This is a genomic window from Achromobacter marplatensis (assembly GCF_002209535.1).
GTDB lineage: Bacteria > Pseudomonadota > Gammaproteobacteria > Burkholderiales > Burkholderiaceae_B > Achromobacter > Achromobacter marplatensis.
The window spans coordinates 325,251-338,489 of record NZ_NJIG01000002.1 but is presented as its reverse complement, the minus strand read 5'-3'; the positions used below and the strand labels follow the sequence as shown (position 1 = coordinate 338,489).

Annotated in this window: 11 protein-coding genes; 9 read left to right on the top strand and 2 right to left on the bottom strand. The window is 66.1% G+C overall.

The window, feature by feature from the left end:
- Nucleotides 1-85: 85 nt before the first annotated feature.
- The 9 genes from CEY09_RS05085 (at nt 86) to CEY09_RS05045 (ending at nt 9,994) form a co-directional block, all read left to right on the top strand.
- Nucleotides 86-1,354 carry an amino acid deaminase gene (locus CEY09_RS05085; RefSeq protein ID WP_088588048.1) on the top strand — a complete coding sequence of 423 codons (1,269 nt, stop codon included), beginning with the start codon at nt 86-88 and terminating at the stop codon, nt 1,352-1,354.
- A gap of 113 nt (nt 1,355-1,467) precedes the next feature.
- Nucleotides 1,468-3,027, top strand: a complete 1,560-nt coding sequence (locus CEY09_RS05080) for an ABC transporter substrate-binding protein (protein ID WP_088587796.1) — start codon at nt 1,468-1,470, stop codon at nt 3,025-3,027.
- A 245-nt stretch (nt 3,028-3,272) separates the two neighbouring features.
- Complete coding sequence (locus tag CEY09_RS05075; protein ID WP_088587795.1) at nt 3,273-4,214, top strand: ABC transporter permease; 942 nt, start codon at nt 3,273-3,275, stop codon at nt 4,212-4,214.
- 64 nt (nt 4,215-4,278) lie between these two features.
- Entirely contained in the window at nt 4,279-5,148 is an 870-nt protein-coding gene (locus tag CEY09_RS05070) for an ABC transporter permease (RefSeq protein WP_006223585.1), read from the top strand.
- Nucleotides 5,149-5,150: 2 nt separating this feature from the next.
- On the top strand, nt 5,151-6,158 hold the full coding sequence (locus tag CEY09_RS05065) for an ABC transporter ATP-binding protein (RefSeq protein WP_088587794.1): 1,008 nt from the start codon (nt 5,151-5,153) through the stop codon (nt 6,156-6,158).
- Nucleotides 6,155-7,153 (top strand): ABC transporter ATP-binding protein, encoded by a 999-nt coding sequence (locus tag CEY09_RS05060; protein WP_088587793.1) that lies wholly within the window; start codon nt 6,155-6,157, stop codon nt 7,151-7,153. Before CEY09_RS05065 ends, CEY09_RS05060 begins: the two co-directional genes overlap by 4 nt.
- Before the next feature lie 36 nt (nt 7,154-7,189).
- Nucleotides 7,190-8,062, top strand: a complete 873-nt coding sequence (locus CEY09_RS05055; protein ID WP_006223582.1) for a MurR/RpiR family transcriptional regulator — start codon at nt 7,190-7,192, stop codon at nt 8,060-8,062.
- A gap of 14 nt (nt 8,063-8,076) precedes the next feature.
- Nucleotides 8,077-9,570 carry an N-acyl-D-amino-acid deacylase family protein gene (locus CEY09_RS05050; RefSeq protein ID WP_088587792.1) on the top strand — a complete coding sequence of 498 codons (1,494 nt, stop codon included), beginning with the start codon at nt 8,077-8,079 and terminating at the stop codon, nt 9,568-9,570.
- A gap of 10 nt (nt 9,571-9,580) precedes the next feature.
- Entirely contained in the window at nt 9,581-9,994 is a 414-nt protein-coding gene (locus tag CEY09_RS05045) for a RidA family protein (protein ID WP_088587791.1), read from the top strand.
- A gap of 204 nt (nt 9,995-10,198) precedes the next feature.
- Here the strand turns inward: CEY09_RS05045 and lolA are convergent, their stop codons facing one another.
- Both lolA and CEY09_RS05035 read right to left on the bottom strand, forming a co-directional pair.
- Entirely contained in the window at nt 10,199-10,822 is a 624-nt protein-coding gene (gene lolA / locus CEY09_RS05040) for an outer membrane lipoprotein chaperone LolA (protein WP_006223579.1), read from the bottom strand.
- Complete coding sequence (locus CEY09_RS05035) at nt 10,822-13,206, bottom strand: DNA translocase FtsK (protein WP_085946895.1); 2,385 nt, start codon at nt 13,204-13,206, stop codon at nt 10,822-10,824. Before CEY09_RS05035 ends, lolA begins: the two co-directional genes overlap by 1 nt.
- Between the last annotated feature and the right edge of the window lie 33 nt (nt 13,207-13,239).

The following is a 13,239-nucleotide window of genomic DNA, read 5'->3' as shown; positions in this document are numbered from 1 at the left end:
CTCCTAGCTCCCGCTTGTAAATTTCTTTCACGATAATGAAAAAAACCGGATTTGACGTAAATATTTTCCATAGATGGCGCCCACCATGACGAACTCTTCCTCCCCCGCAGCCCTGTTGGACGTGAACGGCAAAGGCCTGGGCGCGTTTCCCGACTCCTGTACCACCGCCGACGTGGCGGCCCTGAACTGGAACCTGCTGGACGAAGACATCAGCCTGCCGGTGGCGGTGCTGTACGAAGCCCGTGTCCGCCACAACCTGCAGTGGATGCAGCAGTTCATGGAGGCCTACCACGTCAAGCTGGCCCCGCATGGCAAGACCACGATGAGCCCGGCGCTCTTCAAACGCCAGATCGACAACGGCGCCTGGGGCATCACGCTGGCGACCGCGCCGCAGGTGCTGGCCGCATATCAACATGGCATCCGCCGGGTGCTGATGGCCAACCAGCTGGTTGGCCGCGCCAACATGGCCATCATCGCCCGCCTGCTGCAGGATCCGGCCTTTACCTATTTCTGCATTGTGGATTCCCCCGCCAATGCCGCCCAGCTGGGCAAGTTCTTCGGCGAACAGGGCCTGACACTGCCCGTGCTGATCGAACTGGGCCCGACCGGCGGGCGCACGGGCGTGCGCGATGACACGCAGCTGCAAGCGGTGGCCGAGGAAATCGGCCGCTGGCCCGGCCTGGCGCTGGCGGGCATCGAAGTCTATGAAGGCGTGCTGCAGGAAGAAGGTGCCATCCGCGCCTTCCTGCGCCGCGCCACCGACGCCCTGCGCGGCCTGGCCACCGCCGGCCGCCTGCGCAAGAGCGGCCCCTCGCTGATTTCCGGCGCCGGTTCGGCCTGGTTCGACGTGGTGGCCGAAGAATTCTCGCAGCTGGATATCGGCACGCCGCTGGAAGTGGTGCTGCGCCCCGGCTGCTACCTGTCGCACGACGTGGGCGTCTACCGCTCGGCTGCTGAACGCATCAACGCCCACAACCCGGTGGCCAGGAAAATGGAACCGGGCCTGCTGCCGGCCTTGCAGGTCTGGGCCTATGTGCAATCGCTGCCCGAACCCGGCCGCGCCATCATCGCGATGGGCAAGCGTGACGCCGCGTTTGACGCCGGCCTGCCCACGCCCGCCCTGCACTTCCGTCCCGGCCAGGATGCGCCCGCCGTCGCGTCCCAGACGTGGAAGCTGGCCGCCATGATGGACCAGCACGCTTTCATGCAGATCGGCGAAGGCGACGACATCCAGGTCGGCGACATGATCGCCTTCGATATTTCCCACCCCTGCCTGACGTTCGACAAGTGGCGCCAGGTGCTGCTGGTGGACGAGCAGTACCGCGTCACCGACGTGGCCGAAACCTTCTTCTGAACGCCCCCTGCCTGCCGCACCGCGCCAGGCCCGAGGGGGCTGAAAGACCTGGGATCCCGGCGTTTACCCGATACCACGCGACAACCTGTTTTTGACCCTCTGGAGAGAGAATCATGAACTTCCGTACCTCCCGGCGAGGCGGTGGGCTGACCAGCCTGCTCGCGGCCGGCGCAATTGGCTTGACCGCATTGTCGTCCCCCGCCCTCTGTGCCGCGCCGGTCAAGGGAGGCACGATATCCGTCGCCACCATCGGTGAGCCGCCCACGCTTGACCCGATGACCAGCACCGCCGACCTGGTGGGCATCCTGACGCAGCATTTCTTCGAAACGCTCTACACCTTCGACGCCAAGTGGAACCTGACCCCGCTGCTGGCCGACAAGATGCCGGAGGTTTCCGCGGACGGCCTGATCTACACGATCCCGCTGCGCCAGGGCATCACGTTCCATGACGGCTCCAAGATGGATTCGTCTGACGTGCTGGCCTCCTTGAAGCGCTGGACCGAAACCGCCACGCGCGGCAAGGGCGCCGCCAAGGTCATCAGCAGCATCGAGGCACCGGACGCCAACACCATCCGCATCACGCTGAAAGAACCGTACGCGCCGCTGACCGCACTGCTGGCCATGAACAATGCCGCGGCCGTCATCATGCCCAAGAGCAAGATCGCGCCGGTGCTGACCGAAATCGTCGGCACGGGCCCCTATCAGTTGAAGGCCCGCGTGCCGGACCAGTACATCCAGCTGGTGCGCTTCGAAGGCTACAAGCAGCGCGAAGGCGAGCCCGACGGCTACGGCGGCGCGCGCAAGCAATACCTGGACGAAATCCGCTTCGTGCCGGTCAGCAATGCCAATACCCGTTCGGAAGCCGCCGCCGCCGGCCAGTTCGACTATGTCGACTCGCTGCCCGTGGAAGCGCTGGACAAGCTCAAGGGCGGCCGTTCGGACCCGGTGATGCTCAAGCCCTTCGGCTGGCCGCGCCTGGTCCTCAACACCAAGCAAGGCATCATGTCCAACCTGGCCGTGCGCCAGGCGGTGCAGCTGGCGCTGAACGAAGAAGACATGCTGTTCGCCGCCTTCGGCAACAAGGAGTTCTACAAGCTGAACGGCGACCTGTATCCGGAAGGCTACCCGTGGGCCACCTCGCTGGGCGGCAAGGTCTACAACAAGGCCGACTCCGCTGCCGCCAAGAAGCTGCTGGACAGCGCCAATGTGGCTGACAAGAAGATCCGCATCCTGACCAGCCAGCAGTACGAGTTCCATTACAAGATGGCGCTGGTGGCCGCGGAATACCTGAAGGCCGCCGGCTTCACGGTGGACATGCAGGTCGTTGACTGGGCCACCTTGACGCAACGCCGCCAGGACCCGGCCGTGTGGGACATCTTCATCACCCACAGCGTGTTCCTGCCGGAACCCGCGCTGATCGACTTCCCGTCCAAGGATGCGCCGGGCTGGTGGGACACGCCGCGCCGCGCGCAGGTGATGGACGCCTTCAACCAGGCGCGCACGCAGGAAGAGCGCATCAAGCGCTGGGCCGACGTGCAGCAGGCCGTGTATGACGAGATTCCCTTCGTGAAGGTCGGTGACTTCAACGCCCAGGCCGCGCGCTCGCCGTCACTGCAAGGCACCAAGCCCGCCCCGTGGCCGTTCTTCTGGAACGCCTGGAAGGCCCCGAAGTGACGGCACGTGGCTCGTAGGATGGGTGCAGCGCGCGAGTTCTTAACGAAGAACTCGATTGCCCAGCGCGCGTAACCCATCGAACGGCGGTTGCGTTGTGGCTGAAGCTGCCAAGAAATCACCGCTGCTTGATGGGTTACGCGCGGGGGGGCAATTGGGTTCTTGCCCTGGGCATCTCGCGCTGCACCCATCCTACGCCCCCCACGAACCGTCTCCCTGCACCGAACGACGTTTTCTAGGACATCATCGTGTTGCGTTATCTCTTAAACCGGCTGGTCGGGCTGGTGGCCGTGATGTTCATCGTCGCGACCATCGTGTTCGTCATCATCCGCGTCACGCCCGGCGACCCGGCCGCAGTGATGCTGGGTCCGCAGGCCAGCCAGCAGGACATCGCCGCGCTGCGCACGCAGCTGGGGCTGGACCAGCCCATGGCGATGCAGTACCTGTCGTGGCTGGGCAAGTTGGCGCAGGGCGACCTGGGCCAATCCATCTTCATGAACAAGCCCGTGCTGTCGGCGCTGGCCGACCGCGCGGAACCGACGATCCTGCTGACGCTGATGTCGCTCTTGATCGCCAGCTCCATCGCGCTGCCGGTGGGGATCCTGTCTGCCGTCAAACGCGGCACCACGCTGGATCAGTCGGTGCTGTCGTTCTCGATGTTCACCTCCAGCGTGCCGAGCTTCTGGCTGGGCCTGCTGCTGATGCAGATTTTCTCGGTGAAGCTGGGCTGGCTGCCCGTGTCCGGCTATGGCGGCCCCGATGCGTCGCTGGCCACGCGCCTGTCGCACCTGATTCTGCCCGCCGTGGTGCTGGGCCTGGTGAATTCCGCGCTGATCACCCGCTTCATCCGCGCCAGCATGCTGGACGTGCTGCGCGACGACTACGTACGCACGGCGCGGGCCAAAGGCCTGCCGGAAAGCAAGGTCATTCTGAAGCATGCCGTGCGCAACGCGCTGATCCCGATCCTGACGGTGCTGGGCCTGACGACGGCCCTTCTGATCAGCGGCGCGGTCGTGACGGAAACGGTGTTCGGCCTGCCCGGCGTGGGCAGCCTGGTGGTGTCGGCGGTATTGCGCCGCGACTACCCCGTCATCCAGGGCGCGCTGCTGGTCATCGCGGCCATCTACGTGCTGATCAACCTCCTTATCGACCTGCTGTACCTGGTGGTCGATCCTCGGGTCCGTTACTGATGATGCGTCTTACCCCCGAAGCGCCCGCGGCGCTTACCGATGCACCGCAAGTGGAGCAACTGACATGACAACCGGGACTACCGTGAATTCCGGAACCGACCGCTGGCAGGTGCTGCGCCTGCTGGTGTCGCGCAAGACGGTCCTGATCAGCCTGATCGTGATCATCGTGCTGGTGGCCGCCGCGCTGCTGGCGCCGTGGGTCAGCCCCTACGATCCATTCAAGCTGTCCATCATGAATCGGCTGAAGGCGCCGGGCGCCGCGCACTGGTTCGGCACCGACGACTTCGGACGCGACGTGTTCAGCCGCGTCATCTATGGCGGCCGGCTGTCGCTGATGGTGGGCTTTTCCGTCGTGATCGTGTCCAGCGTGCTGGGCATCGCGCTGGGCCTTGTCGCCGGCTTCTTCCGTTCTGCCGACAAGTTCGTCTCGCGCCTGATCGACGCCATGATGGCGTTTCCCGACATCCTGCTGGCGATCTCGCTGGTGGCCGCGCTGGGGCCGTCGTTGATCAATGTGGTGATCGCGCTGGGCATCGTCTACACGCCGCGCCTGGCCCGCATCGTGCGCGCCTCGACGCTCGTGATCCGTGAACTGCCTTTCGTGGAGGCAGCCCGCGCGCTGGGCGTGCCGACCTGGCGCATCGTCACCGTGCACGTGCTGCGCAACCTGGTGTCGCCCATCCTGGTGCAGGGTACGTTCATCTTCGCCTACGCGATCCTGGCCGAAGCCGGCCTGTCGTTCCTGGGCGTGGGCGTATCGCCCGACATCCCCACCTGGGGCACCATGATCAACGCCGGCCAGCAATACATGGGCTCGGCCGACTGGATCATGATCTTCCCCGGCATCGCCATTGTCCTGTCCGTGCTGTCGCTGCAACTGGTCGGCGACGGCCTGCGCGACGTACTCGACCCGCGCCTGCGCAAGGAGCTGTAATCATGACGGCAAGCACCCGAGACGTCGTGCTGTCCGTGGAAGGGCTGAAGACCTGGTTCCACAGCCGCGACGGCATCGCCAAGTCCGTGGACGGCGTCACCTTCGATCTGGCCCGCGGCGAAACGCTGGCCATCGTGGGCGAATCCGGCTCCGGCAAATCCGTGACCAGCCTGTCCATCATGGGTCTGTTGCCCAAGCCGGCCGGTCGCATCGAAGGCGGCAAGATCCTGTACCGCGACCGCCAGGGCACGCAGCACGACCTGGCCCGCGCCACGCCCGCCACCCTGCAGAAGATCCGCGGCGCCGAAATCGCCATGATCTTCCAGGAACCGATGACCAGCCTGAACCCGCTGTACACGGTGGGCGACCAGATCGCCGAAGCCGTGCTGCAGCACGAAGGCGGCTCTTATGCCTCGGCGATCCGGCGCGCCCGCGACATGCTGGAACGCGTGGAGATCCCCGCCGCCGACCGCCGCGTCAACGAATACCCGCACCAGATGTCGGGCGGCATGCGCCAACGCGTCATGATCGCGCTGGCGCTGGCCTGCAACCCGGCGGTGCTGATCGCCGACGAGCCCACCACCGCGCTGGACGTGACCGTGCAGGCCCAGATCCTGGACCTGCTGCGCCGGCTGCAGAAAGAGATGAACATGAGCATCCTGTTCATCACCCACAACCTGGGTGTGGTGGCCGAGATCGCGCATCGCGTGGCCGTCATGTACGCCGGGCGCGTGGTGGAAGACGCGGGCGTCTACGACCTGTTCGAAAAGCCCACGCACCCCTACACCCGCGGCCTCCTGTCCTGTCTGCCCACCGCCGCCCTGCTGGCTTCGGGCGAACGCCTGCGCGCCATCCCCGGCAACGTTCCCAGCGTGCTGTCGCTGCCGGCGGGCTGCACGTTCGCGCCGCGCTGCGAACTGGCCGCTGACGACTGCCGCGCCGCCGTGCCCGAACTGATCGCCGTGCAACCCGACCACCGAGCGCGCTGCATCAAGGTGAAACCGATATGACTAGCCCCCAAGTGAGCGTGCGCGCCGAAGATCCGCTGGTCCGCATTGAAGACCTGAAAGTCCACTTCCCGACCTCGCAGGCGCGCAACGCGCCCGTCGTGCGGGCCGTGGACGGCGTAAGCTTCGATGTGCCCAGAAACACCATCGTGGGCCTGGTGGGCGAATCCGGGTCGGGCAAGACCACCACGGGCCGCGCGCTGCTGCGCCTGTTCGCGCCAACCGCCGGCCGCATCCTGTTCGACGGGCAGGACATCACCACGCTGAACGAAAAGCAGATGCTGTCGTGGCGCCGCCGCATGCAGATCGTGTTCCAGGACCCGTACGCCAGCCTCAACCCCCGCATGACGGTGGCCGAGATCCTGGGCGAGGCGCTGGACACGCACCGGCTGGCGCAGCACCGCCGCTCGGCCCGCATCGGCGAACTGCTGGAGCGCGTGGGCCTGAACGCCGACCACAGCCGCCGTTACCCGCACGAGTTCTCGGGCGGCCAGCGCCAACGCATTGGCATCGCCCGGGCGCTGGCGGTGGAGCCCGACTTCATCGTGGCGGACGAACCCGTGTCGGCGCTGGACGTGTCGGTGCAGGCGCAGGTGCTGAACCTGCTGCAGGACCTGCAGCGCGACCTGGGCCTGACCATGCTGTTCGTCGCCCACGACCTGGCGGTAGTGGACTACCTGTGCGACGAGGTCGTCGTGATGTACCTGGGCCGCGTCATGGAACGCGGCCCGACCAGCGAGGTCTACGCCCGCCCGCGCCACCCCTATACCCGCGCGCTGCTGTCCGCGGCGCCCGTGCCGGATCCGCGCGCGCCGCGTTCGCGTATTCTGCTCAAAGGCGATATCCCCAGCCCGGTCAATCCGCCATCCGGCTGCGTGTTCCGCACGCGCTGCCCGCATGCCATCGACGCCTGCGCCACGATCGACGCGCAGGCCGTCAGCGTGGGCCCCGGCCACTTCGTGGCCTGTTCGCGCATCGACGACCCCGAACTGGCCTAGCCTTTGCCCCGCCCCGATCTGATCCAGGAACCCCACATGAACATCATCCGCGACATCGTCTTCCAGATACGCAGTCGGCGGGACGCATTGAGCGTGACTGAACGCAAGGTCGCCGACGCCATCCTGGACGACATCATGTGGGGCGCCAGCGCCACGGTCGACCAGCTGGCGACGAAGGCGGGCGTCAGCATCGCCACCATCTCGCGCTTTGCGCGCACGGTGGGCTGCGAAGACACCCGCGACCTGAAGATGAAGCTGGCGCAGGCCAGCACGGTAGGCAGCCGCTTCCTGGACCCCAGCGCGCCCGCCGAGGAAAGCACCTTCTACGCCCGCATCTACGCCGACATCGAAAGCACGCTGCGCGCGCATCTGCCTACCTTCACCGAACAGCTGTTCGAGCAGGCCTCATCCATCGTCGACGGCGCGCGCATGATCTACGTGTTCGGCATGGGCGGCGCCTCCGCCGTGCTGGCGCAGGAAGTGCAGTCGCGCCTGGTGCGCCTGGGCTATCCCATCGCCGTCTACAGCGACGCGGTGCTGCTGCGCATGGTGGCCGCCACCCTGGACGAGCGCGATGCGGTCCTGATCCTGTCGGCCTCCGGCCTGACGCCCGAAATCGTCGGCGCCGCCCGCATCGTCAAGCAATACCGCGCCCGCATCGTCGCCATTACGGACGCCACCTCTGAACTGGCCAAGCTGGCCGACGTGGTGCTGCCGATCCGCACGGACGAAACCGACTTCATCTACAAACCCTCGGCATCGCGCTACGCGATGATGCTGGCCATCGACCTGCTGTCGACCGAACTGGCCATGCTGAACCAAGAGGAAAACCGCGAACGCCTGCGCCGCATCAAGCTGGCGCTGGACGAGCACCGCGGCGGCCCGAACCGTTTGCCGCTGGGCGATTGAACCTGGAACCCAAGATGTACGACACCCTCATTGGCAACGTCCGCGTCCTGGACGGTACCGGCGGCCCAGAAATCCGCGCCAGCGTGGCCCTGGCCGATGGCCGCATCGCCGCCATCGGTGCCTTGCCCGGCGCGCAAGCCCGCCACATCATCGACGGCACGGACCTGGCGCTGGCCCCCGGCTTCATCGACGTGCACACGCATGACGACACCAACGTCATCCGGACGCCGGGCATGCTGCCCAAGCTGTCCCAGGGCGTGACGACCGTGGTGGTGGGCAATTGCGGCATCAGCGCTTCGCCCGTGTCGTTGCGCGCCGAGCCCCCGGATCCGATGAACCTGCTGGGCGGCCGCGAAGACTTCAACTACCCCACCTTCGCCGACTACACGCGCGCCATCGAAGCCGCGCAACCGGCGGTGAACGTAGCCGCGCTGGTGGGCCACACCGCCCTGCGCAGCAACCACATGGACCGCCTGGACCGCGCCGCCACGCAGGACGAAGTGCTGGCCATGCGCGAGCAACTGCGCGATGCGCTGGCACACGGGGCGATCGGGCTGAGCACGGGCCTGGCCTATGCGTCCGCCTTCGAGGCCGACACGACCGAGGTCAAGCTGCTGGCCGAAGCGCTGGATGAATTCGGCGCGCTCTACACCACGCACCTGCGTTCCGAGTTCGCGGCCATTCTCGAGGCCATGCAGGAAGCGTTCGACATCGCCCTGCACGCCCGCGTGCCGGTGGTGGTGTCGCACCTGAAATGCGCCGGCGCCGGCAACTGGGGCCGCACGAAGGAAGTGCTGTTCAAGCTGGAGAACGCGGGGCGCCTGCAACACGTGGGCTGCGACTGCTATCCGTATTCGGCCAGCTCGTCCACGTTGGACTTGAAGCAGGTCACCGATGAGTTCGACATCGACATCACCTGGTCCGTGCCGCATCCCGAGCAAGCCCGTCGCAAACTGGCCGCCATCGCGGCCGACTGGGGCGTGACGCTGCGAGAGGCCGCGCAACGCCTGCAACCGGCCGGCGCCGTCTATCACAACATGCATGAGGACGACGTGCGCCGCGTGCTGTCGCACCCGCTGACGATGGTCGGGTCGGACGGACTGCCCAATGACCCGATGCCACATCCGCGCCTGTGGGGCGCCTTCCCGCGCGTGCTGGGCCATTACAGCCGCGACGTCGGGCTGTTCCCACTGATCCAGGCCGTGCACAAGATGACCGGCTTGTCCGCCGCCCGCTTCGGCCTGGCCGACCGCGGCCTGGTGCGCGAGGGCTATCACGCCGATCTGGTGCTGTTCAATCCGGACACTGTCATCGACCGCGCCACCTTCGCCGCGCCGGTTCAGACCGCGGCCGGCATCGAAGCCGTCTGGGTCAACGGCACCCTGTCGTACCACCAGGGGCAGCCCACCGGCGACCGCGCCGGCCGCTGGCTGCCGCGCAACGGCGACCTGCGCGCGAGCTTCGCGGCGGCGTCTTCCCTTTCTCCGGCATCAACCCCATCCCAATAGGAGCCTCCCCATGAGCAATGCCCCCACTGTCGACCAAAACGGCATCACCCGCTACGGCGTCGCCGGCGGCACCGGCCAAGGCGGTTCGCACATGCCGTTCGCGCGCGCCGTCGCCGCCGACGGCTGGCTGCACGTGTCCGGCCAGGTGCCGATGGAAAACGGCGAAGTGATCGAAGGCGGAACCGTGGCGCAGTGCCACAAGGCCATCCAGCAACTGCTGGCCATCCTGAAGGAAGCCGGCTACGGCCCGGAACACGTGGTGCGCTGCGGCGTCTGGCTGGACGACGCCCGCGACTTCCCGTCGTTCAACAAGGTCTTCAAGGAATACTTCGGCGAAAACCCGCCCGCACGCGCCTGCGTGCAGTCCAGCCTGATGGTGGACGCCAAGGTGGAGATCGATTGCGTGGCGTATAAGCGGCCTTGATGGGGGCGTTGCGACGTAGGATGGGTGAAGCGCGAGAGGATGGCGGCAACAACACCGCTGTAGAACGCGCGTAACCCATCAAGCAGCGCCACACTTCTTATCTGATTTAGCCACAACACAACCGCTGCTTGATGGGTTGCGCGCGCTGGGCGGCTGGTGTTTTGCGCACAGTTCCCTCGCGCTTCACCCATCCTACGGCCCCGCCTACATTTTTACGACGTCTACGCCCTTGGGCGCCGTGAATTGGAATTCCTTGGCGGACAGCGACGGGTTGGCGGCGATTGCGGACAAGTCCACGCGCGTCGTCTGGCCGAAGGAATCCAGGAGTTCGACGCGCACCGGCAGGTTGTCCTTCATGCCGATGTCCACGCGCGAAAAACCGGCGTCGGCCGTGCGCGGCTTGGCGCGCAGCCACTCCACGCCATCCTTGGCCGGCAGCGCCGACACGTCGAACGATTGCTCAAGCGAACCGGAGCCGAACAGGATCGCGGCGGGCGAGGTGCCGATGGCGGCATCCACCTTGCGCTCGGTCACTTGCGCCAGATCAGGGTCGAACTGGAAGACCGTGCGGCCGTCCGAGATGACGAGCTGTTCGTACGGCTTCTGCACCGCCCATTTGAACTTGCCCGGGCGCTGGAACGAAAACACGCCGGTCTGCGCAGGCTGCGTGCGGCCCTGGTTGTTCACCGTGTACTGGGAGAACGAACCGGTGGCCGCCGTGACAGACGAGACGAAGGCCTTCAATTGCTCTTGCGCGCTGGCGGCAAACACCAGGGCAGGCGCCAGACTCAAGGCGGTGGCGATGGCCAGGCGGCGAAACGTCTTCATCATGCTTCCTCTCGGGCGGCGGCTGCGGCAGGGACCAGGATTTCCCGGTTGCCATTGGATTGCATCGCCGACACCATACCCGATTGCTCCATTTGCTCGAGTAACCGGGCCGCGCGGTTGTAACCAATGCGCAGGTGACGCTGCACCAGCGAGATCGAGGCGCGGCGGTGCTTGAGCACCACTTCGCAGGCCTGGTCGTACATCGGGTCGGATTCCGCGTCGCCGCCGATGCCGGTGACGCTGCTGGCGCCTTCGCCATTGTCGCCCTCGACCCCGCCTTCCAGCAGGCCTTCGATGTAGTTCGGTTCGCCCTGCGCCTTCAGGCTTTCCACCACGCGATGCACTTCATCGTCACTGCAGAACGCGCCGTGCACGCGCACCGGCAAGCCGGTGCCCGGCGGCATGTAGAGCATGTCGCCCTGGCCCAGCAGGGTTTCGGCGCCCATCTGGTCAAGAATGGTGCGCGAGTCGATCTTGGACGACACCTGGAACGCGATGCGCGTGGGGATGTTGGCCTTGATCAGGCCCGTGATGACGTCCACGCTGGGGCGCTGCGTGGCCAGGATCAGGTGGATGCCGGCGGCGCGCGCCTTCTGCGCCAGGCGGGCGATCAGTTCTTCGATCTTCTTGCCCACCACCATCATCAGGTCGGCCAGCTCGTCGATGACCACCACGATGGTGGGCAGCGGCGACAGCGGCTCGGGCTGGTCGGGCGTGAGCGAGAACGGGTTCGGAATGGGTTCTTCGCGCTTGATGGCGTCGCGAATCTTGGTGTTGTAGCCCGCCAGGTTGCGCACCCCCATCTTGCTCATGAGGCGGTAGCGCTTTTCCATTTCGCCCACGCACCAGTTCAGCGCGTTGGACGCCTGGCGCATGTCGGTCACGACGGGGGCCAGCAAGTGCGGGATGCCCTCGTAGACGCTCATTTCCAGCATCTTGGGGTCGATCAGGATCAGGCGGGTGTGGGACGCATCGGCCTTGTACAGCAAAGACAGGATCATGGCGTTGATCCCCACCGACTTGCCCGAACCCGTCGTACCGGCCACCAGCAGGTGAGGCATCTTGGCCAGGTCGGCGACGACCGGGTTACCGGCGATGTCCTTGCCCAGCGCCATCGTCACCACCGAATGGCTGGCGTGATAGGTCTGCGAACCCAGAATTTCAGACAGGCGCACCATCTGGCGGCGCGGGTTGGGCAGTTCCAGGCCCATCAGGTTCTTGCCCGGGATGGTTTCCACCACCCGGATGCTGACCAGGCTCAGCGCGCGCGCCAGGTCCTTGGCCAGGTTGACGATCTGGCTGCCCTTCACGCCGGTGGCCGGCTCGATTTCATAGCGCGTGATGACCGGGCCGGCCTGCGCCGCCACGACCGTGACGGACACGCCGAAGTCGGCCAGCTTCTTTTCGATCAGGCGCGAGGTGAATTCGATGGTCTCGGCCGACACCGTTTCCTGATTGGTCAACGGCGGGTCCAGCAGGCTGATGGCCGGCAGGTCGCCTTCGGCGCCGCCCGAAGGCGCAAAGAACAGCGACTGCTGCTTTTCCTTTTCGACGCGTTCGGACTTGGGCACGACGGTAATGGCGGGTTCGATGCGCACCGGCTGCTCGTGCACCAGCTTTTCCTGCTTGGCCTCGACCTGCTCGGTACGCACGGCCTTGGCGACCTGGCCAACCTTGCGGTCTTCGCGGGCGGCGTAGGAATTGCGGACGCGGCGGATCAGGCCTTCCATCCAGGAGCCCACGCGTTCGGCCACGGCCAGCCACGAGAACGAAAAGAACAGGCTCAGGCCGATGGCCAGCATGACCAGGAAGGCCAGCGTGCTGCCGGTAAAGCCGATGCTACGACTGATCAGGTCGGCCAGCGTATGGCCGATGACGCCGCCTGCGCCGCTGGCGGATTCAGAAGCGCCGGGCAGATGCGTGCCGCGGCTGGCCAGGCGCAGGGCTTCCATGCCCAGCGAGCCCAGCAGCAGCAGGAAGAAGCCGATGCCCTCTTCCCAGTGGACGCGCGGCAACACTTCCGGTTGTTTACTATTAGTTACCTTAAGCTGGCTGGCGAGTCGCCGGTAGCCCGCGCGCACCCGGTGCAGCAGCAGAACCACCCACCACCAGGCCGAAAAGCCGAAGAGATAGAGGAGGATGTCCGCCAGATAGGCGCCCAGCCGTCCCCCATGGTTGCGCACGACGTCGCCGGGCACGGAGTGCGACCAGCCAGGGTCGGACGCGCTCCAGGTGGCCAGCACCAGGGTGAGCCAGGCCGCCAGGGCGGCAAATAGGATCCAGCGGGCTTCGCGCAGCAACGCGGAAATACGCGTTTGTAGCGGCGAAGGCCCGTTGCGGGTGTTGCGCGAGGCGCGCGGAGAAGCAGTCGAGATACGCGGCATGCGGCTCATTATAATTGGGCGTTAACCTAAAGA